This window comes from Arthrobacter sp. NPDC057388 (assembly GCF_042668165.1).
Classification (GTDB): domain Bacteria; phylum Actinomycetota; class Actinomycetes; order Actinomycetales; family Micrococcaceae; genus Arthrobacter.
In genome coordinates, this window is the sequence record NZ_JBHVBL010000015.1 from 21,324 (window position 1) to 40,345 (window position 19,022).

A 19,022-nucleotide genomic window follows, 5' to 3' on the forward strand; every position below is an offset into this window, starting at 1 on the left:
CCCGGGCGTTTCGGCAGCTGTGGTCAACTAGGCTTAAAGGCATGACGGAAGCGGCGGACAACTGATGGCACGGCGCACCAAGCCGGGCGGAAAGTCAGGTGGCAGGAAAGGTTCGGCTGCCTCCGCCGTGCTGGAAGCTCCCGGTGGAACTCGTCCCGGGGCGCCGCGTCCGGGGGCAGGGCGGGCAGGTGGCCCCGTTGAGGGCGTCTACTACATTGACACCGGCGACTGCGAGCTCATCGCGGACCAGGACAACTCCACAGGATGGCTCCTGCGCATCAACGGGGTGATGAGCTCACACATCGATCTGGCCGATCCGCTGTTCCTGGACTTCGAGTACATGCGCTGGATGTCCGCCCTCATCGAATCCCGCTGGGCGCCCGAGGCCAAGCCCCGGCTGCGGGGCCTGCATCTGGGCGGTGGAGCCTGCTCGCTGGCGCGGTACTTCCATGCCGCCTATCCTGACGCCCGGCAGGTGGTGGTGGAACTGGACGGGAAGCTTGCGGAGTACGTCCGGACCTGGTTCGACCTGCCCAAGGCCCCGCTGCTGCGGCTGCGCGTCGGGGAGGCCCGTGCCGTGACGGAAACCCTCACCCCGGATACCCGCGACTTCGTCATCCGGGATGTGTTCGCGGGAGCAGTGACCCCCTTTCCGCTGACCACAGCCGAGTTCAATGCCCACGTCCGCCGGGTGCTCGCCCCCGGCGGGATCTACGTGGTGAATTCGGGGGACGGGCCGGACCTGAAGAATGCCCGGGAGGATGCCGCCACCATCGCGGCCGCGTTTGAACACACCGTCATCATCGCCGACCCGGCCATGCTGAAGGGCCGCCGCTACGGCAACATGGTGATGGCCGGCAGCGACGAGCCGTTTGACGACGACCCCCAACTCGCGCGCCGCCTCCTCGGCGGGGCCGTGCCCGCGCACATCTGGAACGACGCCAAAGTGCGGGCCTTCGCCGCCGGAGCAGCGGTTCGGCACGACCCCCGGCCAGGCACAGACACTGCGCCCGGTGTGGAAGCGGCAACCTCCACGGAGCCCTGACGCACCACCAGGCACCTACCCGCCACTATGTCGGGGCTCCGCCGTCGTCATTCACCGGCTGAGCTGCCGCGTCCCTGCCCCAGCAGCCACTCCCGGTGCGCGGTGGTCTGCTCGCGCAGGGCCGACACCACGGCAGCGACGGCCGGGCGGCGCATCGAATCGGGCCGCAGGACCATCCAATAGGGCAGCCGTTCGGCGATTTTTCCGGGCAGCAGACGCACCAGGTCGGCGTGCCGGTCGGCCATGAAGCAGGGGAGGAAACCCACCCCGGCGCCGGCACGGGTGGCCTCGACGTGCACGAACACGTTGGTGGAGCTGACACCGTCCCGCATGGCCGGCACCAGCCGCCGGGGCGCATCAAGATCGTCCACCTGCAGCATGGAGTCCACGAAGTACACGAGCGGGTGGGAGGTCAGGGCCTCCACGGACTCGGGCATGCCGTTGGCTTCGATGTACGAGCGGGAGGCGTACATCCCAAGCTCGTACTCGCCCAGCCGGAACGCTTCGGCGCGGTGCACCTGCGGCTCGCCCACCACCACTTCGATGTCCAGCCCCGAGCGCTGCTGGAGCGCCCGGCGCGTGACGGTGACGATCTCCACGCTGAGCCCCGGGTGGTCCCTCCTCAGCCGCGCCACCGCAGGAGCGGCGATGTAGGCGCTGAAGCCGTCGGTCGCCGTCATGCGAACGACGCCGGCAACCGGGTCGGGCGGGCGGCCGGAGGGTCCCAGCGCACGCACCGCCGTCTCCACCTGCTCGGCCACCAGCACTGCCTGGGCACCAAGCTCGGTCAGCTCCCAGCCCCCGGATGCGCGTGCCAGAACGCGGCCGCCCAGCGCTTTCTCGAGGGCGGCGATCCGGCGTGAAACCGTTGTGTGGTTCAGGCCCAGGACCTGGGCTGCCGTGGTGAATTTCGCCGAGCGCGAGACGGCGAGCAGCACCAGCAGGTCATCCGGATTGGCATCCATATCTGCAATTTTGCACGAATCCAGTGCCTGATTAGTCATTGAACCGCGCTGCCTCTGCAGGAATACTCGGGTGAATCGGAAGTGCTGCACGTGCCGGAAGTGGATACCGTGCGGCACGTGTCAACGTGGACACTTGGAGGAGCAGACTGTGGACGCACAAGGTCCGGACATGGAAAAGAACCTGAACGGGCGCAAGGCGCTGGTTACGGGCGGTGCCAGCGGCATCGGCGCGGCGTGCGTCCGGGAACTGGCCGCCCGGGGAGCCAAGGTGGTGGTGGCCGACGTCGATGAAGCCGGAGCGGCCGCTCTCGCCGACGAAGTGGGCGGCACGTCGTGGGCAGTCGACCTCCTGGACGTTGACTCGCTGGCAGCGCTGAGCCTGGACTGCGACATCCTGGTGAACAACGCCGGCATCCAGCGCATCAGCCCCATCGAAGACTTCGATCCCGTGGCGTTCCGGCGGATCCTGGCGCTCATGCTCGAGGCGCCTTTCCTGCTGATCCGTGCCGCGCTGCCGCACATGTACGCCAATGGCTTCGGGCGGATTATCAACCTGTCATCGGTACACGGCCTGCGGGCATCCCCGTTCAAGAGCGCTTATGTCTCGGCGAAGCACGGCCTTGAAGGGCTGAGCAAGGTGACGGCACTTGAGGGCGGCGAACACGGCGTCACCTCCAATTGCATCAATCCCGGCTATGTGCGCACGCCGCTGGTGGAGAAGCAGATTGCAGACCAGGCGCGTGTCCACGGGATTCCGGAATCGGAAGTCCTGACGAAGGTGATGCTTACAGAGTCTGCGGTGAAGCGCCTTGTGGAGCCGGAGGAGGTGGCCTCCCTGGTTGCCTGGCTCTCCTCCGACGCCGCCGGAATGGTCACCGGGGCCAGCTACACGATGGACGGCGGCTGGTCAGCCCGGTAACCACGGTGGTGCCCGTCAGCTCTTCGAACCCGTCAGCGCCAAGGTGCCGCCGAGGCCGATCATCATCACTCCGCCCGTAGTGGTCACAGCTGCCACCCGGCGGGGTGAACGGGCAAACCACTGCCGGGCCGTGCCCGCGGCCAGCGCCCAGATGCTGTCCGAGACCAGCGCGATGGCCAGGAACGTGGCACCCAGCAGGGCAAGTTGCAACGGGATGGCGCCGGCAGCGTGGTCGACGAACTGGGGAAGGACCGCCACGAAGAACACCACGGACTTGGGGTTCGTGGCCCCGACGATGAAGCCTTCACGCAGGATCCGCCGGGTGGTCGCCGGGCGGGACGGATCGGGGCCCGCAGGCCCGCCGCGGCGGTGCAGCACGGCCTGGATTCCCAGATAAATGAGGTAGGCCGCGCCGGCGAACTTCACAACTGTGAACAGCAATACCGACTCGGCCAGCACCACGCCGAGTCCCAAGGCCACCCCCGCGATCTGCACGAGCTCTCCCGCCGCGTTGCCAAGGACACTCAGCAGGCCGCCCCGCCGCCCCAGGGCCAGCGACCGTCCGATAACGAACAGCACGCTTGGGCCGGGGACGGCAATCAGCAGCGCGGAGACCAAGGCAAAGGCCAGGAGGTTCTGCAGCGGAAGCATGCCTGATCGTAACGCCGGCGGGCAGCGCCAGCCAGCACGAAATCACGCCAGCCGGCACGAACCGGGCAAGCCAGCACAGATTGCTGCAGGCCGCTGCCGGTTCAGACCCGCCGGTGCATCAGGCCTGCCGGCCCGGGGACTCGTCCGCGGCCGGGCTGCCTGAGGCCCGGATGTACTCCTCCACAGCTGACTCCGGCACGCGGTAGGACTTGCCGAACCGGTCAGCCGCCAGCGTTCCGGCCCGGACCATCCGGTACACGGTCATCTTTGACAGACGTAAGGCTGCGGCGACCTCGGCGATAGTGAGGTACGCAGTAGGCAGGTTGGCGATGGACATGGGATCGGCTCCTGTTGGTGGCGGGCTGGACTGGCGGGATGCCCCGCTAGTCCGGCCGCCTCAGTTGCCGGTAGTCGTAGAAGTACACCCGGTCCGAAGAGCGGATTCCGATGGACCGGCCGTTCTTGACCACCACGGTTCCCTCGCGCCTGCCGTTGAACGGATCGTCACCCACCAGAACGTCGCCGACCCGGTATGGAACGGAAGCCGTGCGCGCCCGGTGCAGCGTCTGGGCCAGGATGCCGGGCAACCGCCCGGAATGAGTATTCTGCGCCGGCGCCCCGGCCTGGATTTCCAACATGAGGACCACTCCTTCACAGTGTGACCAATCGTCGAATCACTGGCGGCGCGGGTCCGGTTCATCATCCGGGGTCAGAACCCCAGCCGGCTGGCACCGTGCAGTCCACTGTAGAAAGAAATCACATGGGCCACAGGAGTAACAACTACCTCATTTATCACATCAGACACTCAGGTAACAAAGATTAAGTACCTGCCTTCTCCTATTTCTACTACTTGTTTTTGCTGATTTCAGCCTGGCGCGCCATTTTGGCCGGAATGCTACTCAGTTTTGGCCACCACGGGCAGCGGTGAGGTCTCATCTTCAAGGTGGGCCCGCCGTCGTCCGCTGCCTTTCACCCAGAGCCGGTAGGCGGCCACCAGCAATCCCAGCCACACGGCTCCGACATAGAGAGCCACCCGGGTGTCCTCGAAAAAGCCAAGCACCGCGATGACCAGCGCCATGAAACCAATGGTGAGAAGGGAAGCTGCAGGCCACCACGGGGACGGGAACTCCGACGCCGGCAGGCCGTTGCGCGCGATCTCGCGCTTCATCGCCACATGGGAAGCAAGGATCATGACCCATACCCACACCGTGGCGAACGTTGCGATGGAGGCGATGAGCAGGAAGACATCCTCGGGGATGACCGCGTTCAGTACCACGCCCACCAACAGGATGCCGGCCATCATCACCACGGTCATCCAGGGGACGCCATGCCGCGATACCCGTCCGAAGCTTTGCGGTGCGTGCCCCTGCCTGGCCAAACCGAAGAGGATCCGTCCGGCGCCGAAGATGTCGCTGTTGATGGCCGAAAGCGCGGCGGTGATCACCACTGCATTGAGGATGTGGGGCGCCGCGGGGATGCCCAGGCCGCTGAAGATCTGGACGAACGGGCTGCCGTTGCTGCCGATTTCGTTCCACGGGAAGAGGCTCATGAGCACGCCGAGGGTGAGCACGTAGAAGAGCAGGACCCGGACCGGCACCGTGTTGACGGCCTTCGGGATCACCTTCTTGGGGTCGGCTGCCTCACCGGCCGTGATGCCGATGGTTTCGATCCCGCCGAAGGCGAACATGACGACGGCGAACGAGGCCAGGAGCCCCTCGAAGCCGTTCGGGAACAGGCCGCCGTGCTCCACCAGGTTCCCCAGTCCCGGTGCGGCCGAGGCGTCGCCGTTCTGGAAGCCGAACGCGAGCATGGCTGCGCCGCCGGCGATCATGGCAATAATGGCTGCCACTTTGACCAGCGTGAACCAGAATTCGAGTTCGCCGAACACCTTGACGCTCAGCAGGTTCAGTGCGGCGAGGAGGAAGATGATGGCCAGGATCCAGACCCACCGTTCCACGGACGGGAACCAGAATCCCATGTAAATGCTGAATGCCGTGACGTCGGCGATGGCCACGATCGCCATTTCGAAGACGTAGGTCCAGCCCGTCACGAAGCCTGCCAGCGGGCCAAGATAACGGCTCGCGTACTGCCCGAAGGAGCCGGAGACCGGGTGCCGCACGGCCATTTCCCCCAGGGCGCGCATCACCATGAACACGGCGGCGCCGCCGATCATGTAGGCGAACAGAACGGCCGGGCCGGCTTTCTGGATGGCCGAGGCCGAACCGTAGAAAAGGCCGGTGCCGATGGCGGAGCCCAGCGCCATGAAGCGGATGTGGCGGACGTTGAGGCCGCGGTTGAGGACGCTTTCGACGGCGGTTCCGGCGGCGCTTCTTCCTGCGGCGCGCGCGGTTCCGCCGGGGGTGCTGGTCCCGTTTTCAGGCGCGATTTCATCAGTTGGTTGGGCTTGTTGCATGCCAATACCTTCTCGTCATTGGGGAGGGGATCGTTATCCAGCAGACCATGCCCGGGGGAGCTGTGATGAGACTCACGGGCCGTTGGTGTCTTTGATTTCAGACTGTCGGGTTGAGAATGTCCGCTCGGCGATGGGGCACTGAGCACGAACTGGCAAGTGATGCCTTCAAATCCCGGTTTTGAGGGCGTTACCTGCCAGTTCGCGCTTCTGTTTCCCCGAGGACGGGTCCCCGTCCAGCTCGCCCGGCTGGACCCTGCCCACCTCAGCGGTACCCCGTGGCATCGGCGGGCAGCCCGGCCTCCTGGACCTCTTCCAGGTAACGCCAGCAATCGGGGCGGGAGCCGTCGATGTCGGTGAAACCGTACTCCTGTGCCAGGCCGCCGGATGAGAACGAGCCGCCGGTTCGAGCATGCACCTCCGGGTCGGTGGCGAGGGCGGCGGCCGCCCGGCCCACGAAGCGCGGGCTTTCCGAGATGGCCGCGAAATGCGGATTCGCTGCTGCCGCCCCGCGCCAATTCGCTTCGGTCACGCCGTAGTGTTCGAGCATCATTTCCGAGCGCATCCAGCCCGGCGTCAGTGCCACAGCCGTGCAGCCGAAGGGCCGCAGCTCCTCGGCCTGGCTGAAGGCGAGCCGCAGGACAGCCGACTTGGCGAGGTCGTAAAACACGGAGAGCCGGTAATGCTCCGCGTTGTATTCGCGGGTGCCGTCCGTCATTTCCACGACCAGTCCGCCAGGGTTCCGGATCAGCAGCGGCAGTGCGAAGTGGCTCGTGATCAGGTGTGTATCGACGGCGCCGTGAAGCATGCGCAGCCCGCCCTCAAGGTCGTGTTCCCACAGAGGCATGTTCCACTGGATAAGGTTCTCGCCGCCCCAAATGTCATTTACCAGGACATCCAGCCGGCCCTGCTCGTCGTCGATGCGGCGAACCAGCGCGGCGACCTCAGCGGCGTTGCGGTGGTCCACGGCCATTGCGATGCCGGTCCCGCCCGCCGCGCCCACCATTGCTGCAGTTTCTTCGATGTTTTCCGGGCGGCGGTAGTCGGACGACTGGCTCTTGGTCGTACGACCGGTGCAGTAGACCACCGCGCCGGCCTCGCCCAGTGCCACTGCCGTTCCGCGTCCAGCGCCCCGGGTGGCCCCGGTGACCAGGGCTACCTTGCCCTTGAGCGGGAGTTCCATGCCCAAACGCTACCCCTGGCCGCCGAAAAGCGGGATCATCGCGGGTAACGGTTAATGTCCGGTATCCCAGACACAGGCACGTTCCGTGGCCAGCTCCGAACCACGAAATTGGCGCAAGCTTAAGTACGGGATACCGGACAGCTGACCGGTGAACCCTAAAAACCACACTTAGCGACGACGCCTGGAGGGCATATGTCAGGCATGATGACCGCAACGGCGGCAAAGCGGCCGGAAACAGCGGTCAAAGCAAAAGTCCCGGCAGCGGAACACACCCTGCGCATCCTCAAACTGCTGGCTTCCAAGCGGGGGCCGATGGCGGCGTCGAACATTGCCACGGCACTGGGGCTGCCGCGCTCCAGTGTCTACCACCTCCTGGGTGTGATGGAGGCGAACGGCTTTGTCCTGCATCTGCACGAGGAGCAGCGCTACGGGCTCGGCATCAGCGCCTTCGAGCTCAGCTCCGCCTACTCGCGGCAGGAGCCGCTGTCCCGGCTGGGGCGGCCGATGCTGGCATCCCTCGTTGACGTCCTCGGCGAAAGCGCGCACCTCGCCGTCCTGCACGGCCGGGACGTGCTGTACATCGTGGAGGAACGCGCCAAGAACCGGCCATCCCTGGTGACAGACGTCGGTGTCCGGCTGCCGAGCCACCTCACCGCCAGCGGCAGGGCCATCCTCGCCGCGCTGCCGAAGTCCCAGGTCCGTGCCCTGTATCCGAATGCCGCCGCGTTCACCGCCCGGCATGAGGTCGAGGGCGCCATCATGAAGTACTCGGCCCTGTCCTCGCACCTGGACCAGGTGCGGCAGCGCGGCTACGCCACGGAACACGGCGAGGTAACACCGGGCTTTGGCTCGATCGCCGCTGCCGTCACGGATCACCTGGGATGGCCGACGGCGGCCGTCGCCGTCACGTTCCTTGAGGACAAACTGCCGGAGGACCAGTGGCCGGTGCTCGCGGCCCGGGTGCAGAAGGTCGCCGACGAGCTCTCGGTGCGCATCCACGGCCGACCCGCCAAATAGCCGCGGAGCGGTCTGGGATTCCGGACAGCACCGCCCGGAAACGCCTGTTTGACCCGCTCTGGAGGGGCTTTAGTTGATACAGAAGCAGTTCCCGCTCAACGAAGAATTCCGCAACTCACCGCATGATCCACCACTTCCCGCAACACGAAGGAGCCACCATGGCACCCGCCGATTTCACCACCGGTGCCCGTCCGGTCAAAGCAGCCCGCGGCACCGAGCTCACGGCCAAGTCCTGGCAGACGGAAGCGCCCTTGCGCATGCTCATGAACAACCTCGACCCCGAGGTCGCCGAGCGGCCCGATGACCTGGTGGTCTACGGCGGCACCGGCCGGGCTGTGCGCTCCTGGGCTGCGTTCGACGCGATCACCCGCACCCTGGAAACCATGGAGAAGGACGAGACCCTGCTCGTCCAGTCCGGCAAGCCGGTGGGCGTGTTCCGCACCCATGAGTGGGCTCCGCGGGTGCTGCTGGCCAACTCCAACCTCGTCGGTGACTGGGCGACCTGGCCCGAGTTCCGCCGGCTCGAGGCCGAAGGGCTGCTGATGTACGGGCAGATGACGGCCGGTTCCTGGATCTACATCGGCACGCAGGGCATCCTGCAGGGCACCTACGAGACCTTCGCCGCCGTCGGACGCAAACTCACCGAAGACGGACGCCATCCCGCACCTGCCGCTGAAGGCTCCGCCGAGGGCCCGCTGGCCGGGACCCTGACGCTGACCGGCGGCTGCGGCGGCATGGGCGGCGCCCAGCCGCTGGCCGTCACCCTCAACGACGGCGCCTGCCTGATCGTCGACGTCGACGAGACCCGCCTGCGCCGCCGCGCCGGCAAACGCTACCTGGACGAGGTCGAAACCGACCTGGACGCCGCCATCGCCAAGGTCCTGAAGGCCAAACAAGAGCGCCGCGGCTGGTCCGTGGGCTACGTGGGCAACGCGGCCGAGGTCTTCCCGGAGCTGCTCCGCCGCCACAAGGCAGGCGAACTGACCATCGACGTTGTCACCGACCAGACCTCCGCCCACGACCCCCTGTCCTACCTGCCCGAGGGCATCTCGGTGGACGAGTGGCACCGTGAGGCCGAGGCCGATCCGGAGGGCTTCACCAAGAAAGCCCAGGCTTCCATGGCCAGGCACGTCCAGGCCATGGTCGAGTTCCAGGACGCCGGCGCCGAGGTCTTCGACTACGGCAACTCCATCCGCGACGAAGCACGCAAGGGCGGCTACAGCCGCGCGTTCGAGTTCCCCGGCTTCGTTCCGGCCTACATCCGGCCGCTGTTCTGCGAGGGCCTGGGCCCGTTCCGTTGGGTCGCACTCTCCGGGGACCCGGAAGACATCCGCGTCACCGACGAAGCCATCAAGGAGCTGTTCCCGGAGAACAGGCACCTGCACAAGTGGATCGATGCCGCCCAGGAGCGCGTGGAATACGAGGGCCTGCCCGCCCGCATCTGCTGGCTCGGCTACGGCGAACGCGCCAAGGCCGGCCTGCTCTTCAACCGGCTCGTGAAGGAAGGCAAGGTCAAGGCCCCCATCGTGATCGGCCGCGACCACCTGGACTCCGGTTCCGTCGCCTCGCCGTACCGCGAGACCGAGGCCATGGCCGACGGCTCCGACGCGATCGCCGACTGGCCGCTGCTCAACGCCCTGATCAACACCTCCTCCGGCGCCACCTGGGTCTCCATCCACCACGGCGGCGGTGTGGGCATCGGCCGCTCCATCCACGCCGGCCAGGTCTCCGTGGCCGACGGCACCGACCTCGCCGCCGAGAAGCTCGAACGGCTCCTCACCAACGACCCCGGCATGGGCGTCATCCGCCACGTCGACGCCGGCTACGACCGCGCCGTCGAGGTCGCCAAGGAACGCGGCGTCCGCATCCCCATGAACGAGAACAGCTAACCGAGCCCCAATTCCACATCGATTGCTCCGTAGGTGCCGTTATGGCCCCTCAAAAGGGCCCTTTCGGAGCAATCGACGAGACAAAAGTAGGAAACCATGACTGCCATCACCCACGCACCGCTCACCGTCACCCTTGGTGCCAGCGGCGTCACGCCTGAGGATGTCCTCGCCGTCGCCCGCCACGACGCCAAGGTGACTATCGCCCCGGAAGCCCTGGAAACCGTCGCCAGGGTCCGCGCGCACATTGACGAGCTGGCCCACAGCGACGTGCCCGCGTACGGAATCTCCACCGGCTTCGGCGCGCTGGCCAACCGCCACATTCCCGGCGAGCTGCGCACCCAGCTGCAGAAATCGCTGATCCGCAGCCACGCCGCCGGCATGGGCCCGGCGGTGGAACGCGAAGTGGTCCGCGGCATCATGTTCCTGCGCGCCAAGACCCTCGCATCGGGCCGCACAGGCGTCCGGCCCGTGGTGCTGCAGACCATGGTGGACGTGCTCAACGCCGGCATCACCCCGGTGGTCCGCGAATTCGGTTCGCTGGGCTGCTCCGGCGACCTCGCGCCGCTGTCCCACTGCGCCCTGGTCCTTATGGGCGAAGGCGAAGCAACCGGTCCCGACGGCGGGCTGTACGGCGGCGCCGGGCAGCGGACCGTCGCCGAACTGCTCGCCGCACACGGCATCGAACCCGTGACTTTGGCCGAGAAGGAAGGGCTGGCGCTGGTCAACGGCACCGAGGGCATGCTGGGCATGCTCCTCATGGCCATCGCCGACCTCCGCCAGCTGCTGACGACGGCGGACATCACCGCGGCGCTCAGCGTCGAGGCGCTGCTGGGCACCGACCAGGTGTTCCTGCCCGAGCTGCACGCCGCGCTGCGGCCGCATCCCGGCCAGGCAGCCAGCGCCGACAACATGCTCCGCGTGCTGTCCGACTCGGCGATCGTGGCCTCGCACCGCGTGGGCGACTCCCGGGTCCAGGACGCCTACTCCCTGCGCTGCGCTCCGCAGGTTGCCGGCGCCATCCGGGACACCGTGGACCACGCCGAACTTGTCGCCTCCCGCGAACTCGCGGCCGCCATCGACAACCCGGTGGTCCTGCCCGACGGCCGGGTCAGCTCCAACGGAAACTTCCACGGCGCGCCGGTGGCCTACGTGCTCGACTACCTGGCCATCGCCGTCGCCGACCTCAGCTCCATCGCCGAACGGCGGACGGACCGCATGCTGGACCCTGCCCGCTCGCACGGACTGCCCGCCTTCCTGGCCGCCGATCCCGGCGTGGACTCGGGCCTGATGATCGCCCAGTACACGCAGGCCGGGCTGGTCTCGGACAACAAGCGGCTCGCGGTTCCCGCATCCGTCGACTCCATCCCGAGCTCCGCCATGCAGGAAGACCACGTGTCCATGGGATGGCACGCTGCCCGCAAGCTCCGGAAGGCCGTGGAAAACCTGCGCCGCGTGCTCGCGATCGAACTCGTGACCTCGGCCCGGGCGATTGACCTGCGCACGCAGCTTTCCGGGGGCGAGCTGACGCCGGGCCCGGCAGGGGCTGCGGTCCTCGAAGCGCTGCGGACCATCGTTGGCGGTCCGGGCACGGACAGGTTCCTCTCACCCGAGCTCGAGGCCGCCGACCGGCTCGTGGCTTCCGGTGCGGTGCGCGCGGCCGCCGAATCCGCCGTCGGAAACCTCGCCTAGGGGTGAATAATCGGCGCCGCCGGCCGGCATTTGCCGGCGGCGCCGAAATACTCTGCAATGCGCCGGACAGAGGTCCGCGAGTGTAGTAGAACTAAAGGTGTAGTGAGAGTCACATCAAAGAGGCTGTGGCGCAAAAGAACATCCACAAAGGGGTAGAAGTTCAAATGAAAGCACGCGGGGCAGTCCTGTCCAGACGTATGGCGCAGGCGGCAACGGTTTCCGAGTGGGGATCGCTGCACGTGGGGGAGCGCATTGAGATCATCAAGCATGCGCACGTCATTGCTGCAGGTGAGGTGGAGGAAGTGTCACGGAGCGGAAATGTGCTGTGGCTCGTTTCCGGGGGAGCGCATGAGTCCCAGCTCTTCATGAAGTCCGACGGCGTGCAGGTGCGCCGCATGTAGTCCGGCTGACTGCGGTGCGCGGTAGAACGCGGAAATAAAAAAGCCCCCGACCTTGGATCAGCCGGCCGTACGGCCGGCCTGATTCCAGGATCGGGGGCTTTTTCGCGTTTTAGGCTGCGAGGACCTCGTGCGTTTCGCCGAAGGGAACAGACTCGTCGAGGGCCACCGTGTAACGGCCCGGTTCGAGGCGCGTGACCTTGATGCCGCAGGTGCCTTCCTGGGCAGCGGCCGCGATCAGCGTCTCCACCGCGCTGTCCAGGCCGTCATGGACCTGGTCAGCGCTGGTGAAGGCCAGGTCGATGGACCGGGCGTCTGCGGAGCTAATCGCGCTCGTAGGAGCGGTTGGGCGCTCCATGGTTGCTGTGCTCAATGTACTGACTTTCTCTGATTCTTGCCGGGGGGCAGTTGACCATTCTACCCGCGAAACGGCGCAAAGGTCAGATGACTGGCATTTGACAGGCTCTTGACGATAGTTGTCTTATCAACCATTCGGCCACTTCGGGGCCTGAAGGGCCTCCCTCCCCGACAGCATGGGCGGCCTCCTCTTTACTGTTCCGCACGCTAATGTTGGTCAGGTCTGCGAGGCCAAACGGCAGGAGACGACCGTGTTTGAAGCTGCCAGCATCATGTTCGCCGCCGCGGGCGTGGCTGTCTTTGTTGCCGCCATCCTGCCCAAGGCGCTGCGGAACGTGCCCATTTCGATGCCGATGGTGTTTCTAGGGGCCGGGGCGGCCGCGTTCGGCCTGCTCAGGAATCTTCCCGACCCCTACCCCCTTTCCCACCCGGACCTGACGCTGCACCTGACCGAGGTCTGCGTGATCGTCTCCCTGATGGGCGCCGGGCTGGCGCTGGACCGGGCAATCGGGAGGCGGAACTGGGCCACCACCTGGCGGATGCTCGGAATTGCCATGCCCCTGTGCATGCTCGGTCTGACCCTCCTGGGCCTGTGGCTGCTGGGGCTGGGGCTGGCCGCCGCGCTCCTGGTGGCAGCCGCATTGGCCCCCACCGATCCTGTCCTGGCTTCGGAAGTGCAGGTGGGTGAGCCGGCCGACGAGGAGGAGGGCACCGACCAGGAGGATGAGGTCCGGTTCGCGCTGACCTCGGAGGCGGGGCTGAATGACGGGCTGGCCTTTCCGTTTGTGTACCTGGCCATCGCCATGAGCCTCGTGGGCACGGCGCCGTCGGCCTGGTTTCCCGAGTGGTTCGGCGTGGACGTCCTGTGGCGCATCGGAATGGGTGTGCTGCTGGGCTACGGCACGGGCAAGGCGCTGGCAAGGCTTTTCTTTTCCGCCCGGCACGACAGCATCCGGCTGTCCAACCACTCCGAAGGCTTCGTTGCGCTTGCCGCGACCTTCCTGGCCTACGGCGTCACGGAGATGCTCGAGGGCTACGGCTTCATTGCAGTCTTCGTCTGCGCCGTCACCATCAGGGCGGCAGAGCGGACCCACGGGTACCACCGCGTCCTTCACTCCTACGTCGAACAGCTCGAGCGGCTCCTCACGGTGGTCATCCTGGTTCTCCTGGGCGGGGCGATCGCACGCGGTCTGCTGGCCGGCATCGGCTGGGTCGAGGTGGGCGTGGCACTGGCGTTCCTGGTCCTGGTCCGTCCGCTGTCCGGCTGGCTGGCGCTGGCCCGGGGCAAGACCGGCCCCCGGGAACGGATCGCCATCTCCTTCTTCGGCATCCGAGGCATCGGATCGCTGTACTACCTTGCCTACGCGCTGGGCGAGGGCGGGTTCGGGGACCAGGCGCAGCGGCTGTGGAGCATCATCGGGCTCATGGTGGCGATGTCCGTGGTGCTGCACGGGGTCACCACTGCGCCCGTCATGAAGCGCCTGGACCGGCTCCGCGAACGCAGGGCAGCGGAGAAATTCGGCGATGAGGGCAAGGCTCCCCACACGCCGGTCTGACGGGCTGCCGGGCCCGGGGCTGGCGGCGGCCACCATTCTGTTTTCCGCCGGTCGTATGGTGAGCTTGAATCATGGCAGGCAAAAGAGTGATATCCCGGACGGCCCTGGCAGTGGCAAAATTGCTGGGCTTCGTGATTGTCAGCTGCCTGTGCGGAGTGCTCGTGGCAGGCTTCCTGGTGCCCGGAGCCGCCCTCGCCGGAACCTCGGTCAGCCGGTCGATCTCCTACTTCAACAGCCTGCCAACCGAACTCGCGGTACCTGCGCCGTCGCAAACCACCCGCATGCTCACGGCCGACGGCAAGCTCATCGCCACGTTCTACTCCGAGAACCGGGTCCGGGTGCCGCTGAAGCAGATGTCCCCCTTTATCCGCAAGGCCGTCGTGGCCATCGAGGACAGCCGCTTCTATGAGCACAGCGGCGTGGACACCCAGGGCGTGCTGCGTGCACTGACCAGCAACCTCACCCGCGGCGACCGGCAGGGCGCCTCCACCCTCACCCAGCAGTACGTCACCAACATCGTGAACGAGTCCCTGATCTCCGAAGGCCGGGAGGACCAGGTGGTGCTCAGCGGCCAGAAGACCATGGGGGACAAGCTGCGCGAGATGCGGCTCGCAATGGCCCTGGAGAAGAAATTCACCAAGGACCAGATCCTCGAGGGCTACCTGAACATCGTCTTCTTTAACCGCAGCGCCTACGGCATTGAGGCGGCGGCGCAGTACTTCTTCAGTGTTCCGGCGAGCAGGCTGAACCTGCCCCAGTCCGCACTGCTCGCGGGCCTGGTGAACAGCCCCAGCTTCTACGATCCCGTGGCGAATCCCAAGAACTCCCTGACGCGCCGCAACCAGGTCCTGGGCGAAATGCTCAAGCAGAAGATGATCACCAGGAAGCAGCATGATGCCGCCGTGAAGTCCGGCGTGGGCGTGAAGGTCAAGCCCTCGCGGCAGGGATGCGCCGCCGCAACCATGGCACCGTACTTCTGCGACTACGTGACCCGCCTCTTCCTCAACAACCCGGCCTACGGCGCCGACACGGAAGCACGCGAAAAGCGGCTGTTCCGCGGCGGCCTGACCATCACCACCACGCTGGACAGCCGGCTGCAGGCGAAGGCGCAGGCGCAGGTGGACGCCACCGCCGGCGCGAACCCGGACAAGTGGGGTGCCTCGCTGGTCACGGTGCAGCCGGGCACCGGCAAAGTCCTGGCGATGGCTCAGAACACGGTGTACCTGCCACGGCCGGGGAAGTTCGATACCCAGCTGAACTTCAACGTGGACGCCAAGGACGCAAACGGCAACGACCTCAACGGCGCTGGCGGGTTCCAGCCGGGATCAACCATGAAGCCCTTCACCTTCGCCGAGTGGCTGCACCAGGGCAAGACCATGACCACGGTGGTGGACGCCTCAAAGCGCGAGTACCCGCTGGGATTCCGCTGGCGGTCATCCTGCGGCAAGGTGGCTGGCGGCTACAGCACCAAGCAGCGCAGGGCAGGGCTCGAAACGGCTGATGACCTCCAGAACGCCTCGGCGGGCTACTACCGCAAGATGCCCGCGGACTACGGGCTCTACAACTCCATCAACACCGCCACCTTTGCCGAAGCCGCCCAGCTGGACTTCTGCGGGATCCAGAACATGGTGGATGCCGTCGGGCTCCGCAGCGGGCTGGACGGGACACCGATCAACATGCACCAGCTCGGCAATCTCCTGGGCGGCACCGGCGTGGCTCCGCTGACCATGGCCAACGCGTTCGCCACCTTCGCGGCCGACGGGCGGCATTGCGCGCCGGTGTCCCTTGCCGGGGTGACGGACATGGCCGGCAAGAAGCTTCCGGGGGAAGTCCAGAAATGCAGCGACGCCGTGGACAAGGGCGTGGTCCGCGGAGTCAACAAGGCCCTGCAGGACATGCTCAACAAGGGCTCGGGCATCTACATCAACCCGAAGGTGCAGAAATCCGTGCCCGTGGCGGCCAAAACGGGCACCAACAACAGCAACGGCGCCACCTGGGTGCTCGGCTACACGACCGGCCTGGCCACCGCCTCATTCTTCGGGGACGCCCTGGAGGGACAGCAGCGCCCGGGGCGCAACATCACCGTCAACGGCAAGCACTATGACCGCATCGACGGCTACATGGTCGCGGGCCCGCAGTGGGCCAACTACATGCTCCAGGTGGCCAGGCTGTACCCGGCCGCGGCCTTCCCCAAGCCGCCGGCGTCGATCGTCAGCAAGCCCGCAGCGAAGCCGAAGGCGCCCGCCCGGCCGGCCCCCAAGCCGAAGCCCAGGGATTAGGGCCAGCCCTCAGCCGAGCAGGATGCTCACCAGCCGCGCGGCCACCCGGGCGGTCCGGTTGTCGATGTCGAAGGCCGGGTTCAGCTCCGCCAGGTCCGCGTGCAGGAGTTTGCCGCTGGCCACCACCTGGCGGCAGACGGCGCTGATCACCTGCAGCGGAACGCCGTACGCCGCCGGTGCACTCACCCCCGGGGCCACGGCCGCGGGCAGCACGTCCAGGTCGATGGTCAGGTAGAGGACGTCGATGCCGCGGAGGAAACCAGCCACAAAGGCCTCCGTGGCGCCGGCGGTGCATTCTTCGTCCAGCAGGTACCTCACGCCCAGTTTTTCCGCCGTGCTGAACAGCGCACGGGTGTTGTTGGGTTCGGAAATCCCGACGACGGCGTAGTTCAGTTCGCGCCCCGCGGCAGCTTCCGCGCGGGCCATCTGGAGGAACGGCGTGCCTGAACTGGGTGCCGCCTCATCCCGAAGGTCGAAGTGGGCATCGAGATTGAGCACCCCCAGGCGCTGGCCGTCGCGGACCGCCCGGGACCCGGCGACGCCGAGATAGCTGGCGTACGCGGTCTCGTGGCCGCCGCCCAGCACCAGGGTGAGGCGGCCGCCGTCAAGCAGTGCTGCCACTGCGGCGCCTGCGCGGGCCTGCCCGGCCTCCAGTTCACCGTCCCGGACCACCACGTCCCCGGCGTCGGCCACCGGCCGCTCCGAGTGGTAGGCGAGGGGGCCGAGGGCACTGCGGATGGCGGCAGGAGCCGCCGCGGCGCCGGTCCGGCCCTTGTTCCGGCGGACGCCCTCGTCACTGCAGAAGCCGAGGATGGTGGCGGGGCGCGCGGCGGCGTCGGGGGAGCCCGTGGCGATGCCGGCGGACGGTGCCACCCTGACCGGCGGGTCCGCACGGAACGGGCTTCCGTCCTGCCGGGCGTGTGAACCAGCTGTTACTGCCTGCCACCACCGGCGGTGGGCATCGCCGTCGCCGTCGTAACGCCCCGTCCAGGGGCGGGGCTGGACGTCAACTGAGAGCGCGGGAAAATCCATGCTCCAAGCTCACCGCACGGATCCGGCGAAAGCCAGCAGCGCCGCCGCCGTGATGTCTGGGATACCGGAAACACCCCTTAACGCGAGATGGCACCTGCCGGCAGTGTCTGGAAGAAACATTGCCGCCAAGTGCCATCCGGGCGGGGACTGCTACATGCCGAGCGCCTGCTCGATCGGGCCGATGCCGAAGAACAGGACGAACGCTGCCGCCACGGCCCACATCAGCGGGTGCACCTCGCGGGCACGGCCCTGAAAGGTGCGGATGAGGACGTAGGAGATGAAGCCGGCGCCCAGGCCGTTGGCGATTGAGTAGGTGAAGGGCATCAGCGTGAACGTGAGGAAGGCCGGCAGTGCGATGCCCCAGTCCTGCCAGTGGATCTTGCCAATCTGGGCCACCATCATGAAGCCGACCACCACCAGGGCGGGGGCCACGGCCTCGAACGGCACGAGGTTGATCAGCGGGGTGAAGAACATGGCCACCAGGAACAGCAGCCCGGTGACGATGGAGGCGAAACCGGTCCGCGCGCCCTCGCCGATGCCCGCGCCGGATTCGACGTAGATCTGGTTGGAGGAGACGGAGGCGCCGCCGCCCACGATGGCGCCGAGGGCATCCACCTGCAGCACGCGGTCAACGTTGGGGATGTTGCCGTCCTTGTCCACCGTTCCGGCCTCGTTGGCCAGGCCCACCATGGTGCCCATGGCGTCGAAGAAGATGCTGAGCAGGATCACGAACGCGAGCAGGGCGGCTGCCACCACACCGAGGTGGCTGAAGGCGCCGATCGGGTTGGCCTTGCCGATCAGGGAAAGATCGGGGGCGGCCCACTCGGTGAACTTGGGCGCCACCAGGGACCAGCCCTGCGGGTTGAAGTTCTTGCCGTCAAAGCTGGGGCCGATGTGCAGGGTGAACTCGAGGATGACCGCCAGGATGGTGGAGGCCACGATGCCGATCAGGATGGCGCCCTTGACGTTGCGGACCAGCAGGGCGATGGTCAGGATCAGGCCGAACACGAACACCAGCGTGGGCCAGCCCAGGAGCTTGCCGTCAAAGCCGAGGCCCACCGGGACGGTGGTCCCGGCCGCGTCCGGGATGCGCCGGACGAAGCCGGCGTTGACCAGGCCGATGAGGGCGATGAAGAGGCCGATGCCCACCACGATCGCGGTCTTGAGGCCGTCCGGAACGGCCCGGAACACGGCGGTCCGGAATCCGGTCAGGACCAGGATCATCATGGTGACGCCGGAGAGGACCACCAGCCCCATCATGTCCGGCCAGGTCAGGCCCGGGTTGGTGGCCACGGTCACCGCCACGAAGGCATTGACACCCAGGCCCGTGGCCATCGCAAACGGATGCTTCGCCCAGGCGCCCATGAGGATGGTCAGGATGCCGGCAGCAAAGGCCGTGACGGCAGCCACTGCCTGGAAACCGAGCGTGGCGCCGGAGGAGTCGGCGACGGACAGGATCAGGGGGTTCAGCACCACGATGTAGCTCATGGCGAAGAAGGTGGCAAAACCGCCGCGGATCTCGCGGGAGAAGTTGGAGCCCCTTTCTGAAATCTTGAAGTACCGGTCCAGTGCAGAGCCCTGCTTGAGCATTAGTCCTCCGGTGAGAGTGTGGGGGGGTACTTGAATCCTAGT

Annotated in this window: 17 protein-coding genes; 8 read left to right on the forward strand and 9 right to left on the reverse strand. The window is 66.9% G+C overall.

What is annotated here, in order from left to right; all coding sequences use genetic code 11:
• Positions 1–64 precede the first annotated feature (64 nt).
• Positions 65–1,045 carry a spermidine synthase gene (locus ACFUTU_RS09515; protein ID WP_377963535.1) on the forward strand — a complete coding sequence of 327 codons (981 nt, stop codon included), beginning with the start codon at positions 65–67 and terminating at the stop codon, positions 1,043–1,045.
• A 47-nt stretch (positions 1,046–1,092) separates the two neighbouring features.
• Here the strand turns inward: ACFUTU_RS09515 and ACFUTU_RS09520 are convergent, their stop codons facing one another.
• Complete coding sequence (locus ACFUTU_RS09520) at positions 1,093–2,010, reverse strand: LysR family transcriptional regulator (protein WP_377963537.1); 918 nt, start codon at positions 2,008–2,010, stop codon at positions 1,093–1,095.
• A 169-nt stretch (positions 2,011–2,179) separates the two neighbouring features.
• Here ACFUTU_RS09520 and ACFUTU_RS09525 point away from each other — a divergent pair, with 169 nt between their 5' ends.
• Positions 2,180–2,929, forward strand: coding sequence for a 3-hydroxybutyrate dehydrogenase (locus ACFUTU_RS09525; protein WP_377963660.1), 750 nt, complete (start codon positions 2,180–2,182; stop codon positions 2,927–2,929).
• A gap of 15 nt (positions 2,930–2,944) precedes the next feature.
• Here ACFUTU_RS09525 and ACFUTU_RS09530 read toward each other — a convergent pair whose 3' ends face one another.
• The 5 genes from ACFUTU_RS09530 to ACFUTU_RS09550 form a co-directional block, all read right to left on the reverse strand.
• Positions 2,945–3,580, reverse strand: coding sequence for a LysE family translocator (locus ACFUTU_RS09530; RefSeq protein WP_377963539.1), 636 nt, complete (start codon positions 3,578–3,580; stop codon positions 2,945–2,947).
• Positions 3,581–3,698: 118 nt separating this feature from the next.
• Positions 3,699–3,917, reverse strand: coding sequence for a helix-turn-helix domain-containing protein (locus ACFUTU_RS09535; protein WP_377963541.1), 219 nt, complete (start codon positions 3,915–3,917; stop codon positions 3,699–3,701).
• Between the two features lie 46 nt (positions 3,918–3,963).
• Positions 3,964–4,218 carry a hypothetical protein gene (locus ACFUTU_RS09540; RefSeq protein WP_377963543.1) on the reverse strand — a complete coding sequence of 85 codons (255 nt, stop codon included), beginning with the start codon at positions 4,216–4,218 and terminating at the stop codon, positions 3,964–3,966.
• Between the two features lie 257 nt (positions 4,219–4,475).
• The gene (locus ACFUTU_RS09545; protein WP_377963545.1) at positions 4,476–5,993 is read right to left on the reverse strand and encodes an amino acid permease; all 1,518 of its coding nucleotides are present in this window, start codon (positions 5,991–5,993) and stop codon (positions 4,476–4,478) included.
• A 262-nt stretch (positions 5,994–6,255) separates the two neighbouring features.
• The gene (locus ACFUTU_RS09550; protein WP_377963547.1) at positions 6,256–7,173 is read right to left on the reverse strand and encodes an SDR family oxidoreductase; all 918 of its coding nucleotides are present in this window, start codon (positions 7,171–7,173) and stop codon (positions 6,256–6,258) included.
• A 192-nt stretch (positions 7,174–7,365) separates the two neighbouring features.
• Between ACFUTU_RS09550 and ACFUTU_RS09555 the strand changes: the two genes are divergently transcribed.
• From ACFUTU_RS09555 to ACFUTU_RS09570, 4 genes are all read left to right on the forward strand, one after another.
• Complete coding sequence (locus ACFUTU_RS09555) at positions 7,366–8,190, forward strand: IclR family transcriptional regulator (RefSeq protein WP_377963549.1); 825 nt, start codon at positions 7,366–7,368, stop codon at positions 8,188–8,190.
• Between the two features lie 158 nt (positions 8,191–8,348).
• Positions 8,349–10,079, forward strand: a complete 1,731-nt coding sequence (locus ACFUTU_RS09560; RefSeq protein ID WP_377963551.1) for a urocanate hydratase — start codon at positions 8,349–8,351, stop codon at positions 10,077–10,079.
• Positions 10,080–10,175: 96 nt separating this feature from the next.
• The gene (gene hutH / locus ACFUTU_RS09565) at positions 10,176–11,768 is read left to right on the forward strand and encodes a histidine ammonia-lyase (protein WP_377963553.1); all 1,593 of its coding nucleotides are present in this window, start codon (positions 10,176–10,178) and stop codon (positions 11,766–11,768) included.
• A 164-nt stretch (positions 11,769–11,932) separates the two neighbouring features.
• Positions 11,933–12,169, forward strand: a complete 237-nt coding sequence (locus tag ACFUTU_RS09570; RefSeq protein ID WP_377963555.1) for a hypothetical protein — start codon at positions 11,933–11,935, stop codon at positions 12,167–12,169.
• A gap of 109 nt (positions 12,170–12,278) precedes the next feature.
• Here ACFUTU_RS09570 and ACFUTU_RS09575 read toward each other — a convergent pair whose 3' ends face one another.
• Positions 12,279–12,539, reverse strand: a complete 261-nt coding sequence (locus ACFUTU_RS09575; RefSeq protein ID WP_377963557.1) for a hypothetical protein — start codon at positions 12,537–12,539, stop codon at positions 12,279–12,281.
• A 235-nt stretch (positions 12,540–12,774) separates the two neighbouring features.
• Here ACFUTU_RS09575 and ACFUTU_RS09580 point away from each other — a divergent pair, with 235 nt between their 5' ends.
• Both ACFUTU_RS09580 and ACFUTU_RS09585 read left to right on the forward strand, forming a co-directional pair.
• A complete protein-coding gene (locus ACFUTU_RS09580; RefSeq protein ID WP_377963559.1) occupies positions 12,775–14,079 on the forward strand; it encodes a cation:proton antiporter in 1,305 nt (434 codons plus the stop codon).
• A gap of 71 nt (positions 14,080–14,150) precedes the next feature.
• Positions 14,151–16,358, forward strand: coding sequence for a transglycosylase domain-containing protein (locus tag ACFUTU_RS09585; protein ID WP_377963561.1), 2,208 nt, complete (start codon positions 14,151–14,153; stop codon positions 16,356–16,358).
• 9 nt (positions 16,359–16,367) lie between these two features.
• On the opposite strand, the gene hutG is transcribed toward ACFUTU_RS09585, so the two are convergent.
• Together hutG and ACFUTU_RS09595 are read right to left on the reverse strand one after the other, a co-directional pair.
• Positions 16,368–17,390: a formimidoylglutamase gene (gene hutG, locus ACFUTU_RS09590; RefSeq protein ID WP_377963563.1), complete on the reverse strand. Its 1,023-nt coding sequence runs from the start codon at positions 17,388–17,390 to the stop codon at positions 16,368–16,370.
• Positions 17,391–17,540: 150 nt separating this feature from the next.
• A complete protein-coding gene (locus ACFUTU_RS09595) occupies positions 17,541–18,980 on the reverse strand; it encodes an NCS2 family permease (RefSeq protein WP_377963565.1) in 1,440 nt (479 codons plus the stop codon).
• Positions 18,981–19,022: the final 42 nt, after the last annotated feature.

What these genes read in the sequence shown, in the direction of transcription:
- ACFUTU_RS09530 (WP_377963539.1), bottom strand. Translation starts at nt 3,580, where the DNA reads ATGCTTCCGCTGCAGAACCTCCTGGCCTTTGCCTTGGTCTCCGCGCTG.
- ACFUTU_RS09570 (WP_377963555.1), top strand. Translation starts at nt 11,933, where the DNA reads ATGAAAGCACGCGGGGCAGTCCTGTCCAGACGTATGGCGCAGGCGGCA.
- ACFUTU_RS09520 (WP_377963537.1), bottom strand. Translation starts at nt 2,010, where the DNA reads ATGGATGCCAATCCGGATGACCTGCTGGTGCTGCTCGCCGTCTCGCGC.
- ACFUTU_RS09560 (WP_377963551.1), top strand. Translation starts at nt 8,349, where the DNA reads ATGGCACCCGCCGATTTCACCACCGGTGCCCGTCCGGTCAAAGCAGCC.
- ACFUTU_RS09535 (WP_377963541.1), bottom strand. Translation starts at nt 3,917, where the DNA reads ATGTCCATCGCCAACCTGCCTACTGCGTACCTCACTATCGCCGAGGTC.
- ACFUTU_RS09555 (WP_377963549.1), top strand. Translation starts at nt 7,366, where the DNA reads ATGTCAGGCATGATGACCGCAACGGCGGCAAAGCGGCCGGAAACAGCG.
- ACFUTU_RS09550 (WP_377963547.1), bottom strand. Translation starts at nt 7,173, where the DNA reads ATGGAACTCCCGCTCAAGGGCAAGGTAGCCCTGGTCACCGGGGCCACC.
- ACFUTU_RS09545 (WP_377963545.1), bottom strand. Translation starts at nt 5,993, where the DNA reads ATGCAACAAGCCCAACCAACTGATGAAATCGCGCCTGAAAACGGGACC.
- ACFUTU_RS09515 (WP_377963535.1), top strand. Translation starts at nt 65, where the DNA reads ATGGCACGGCGCACCAAGCCGGGCGGAAAGTCAGGTGGCAGGAAAGGT.
- ACFUTU_RS09525 (WP_377963660.1), top strand. Translation starts at nt 2,180, where the DNA reads ATGGAAAAGAACCTGAACGGGCGCAAGGCGCTGGTTACGGGCGGTGCC.
- ACFUTU_RS09540 (WP_377963543.1), bottom strand. Translation starts at nt 4,218, where the DNA reads ATGTTGGAAATCCAGGCCGGGGCGCCGGCGCAGAATACTCATTCCGGG.
- hutG (WP_377963563.1), bottom strand. Translation starts at nt 17,390, where the DNA reads ATGGATTTTCCCGCGCTCTCAGTTGACGTCCAGCCCCGCCCCTGGACG.
- ACFUTU_RS09585 (WP_377963561.1), top strand. Translation starts at nt 14,151, where the DNA reads ATGGCAGGCAAAAGAGTGATATCCCGGACGGCCCTGGCAGTGGCAAAA.
- hutH (WP_377963553.1), top strand. Translation starts at nt 10,176, where the DNA reads ATGACTGCCATCACCCACGCACCGCTCACCGTCACCCTTGGTGCCAGC.
- ACFUTU_RS09595 (WP_377963565.1), bottom strand. Translation starts at nt 18,980, where the DNA reads ATGCTCAAGCAGGGCTCTGCACTGGACCGGTACTTCAAGATTTCAGAA.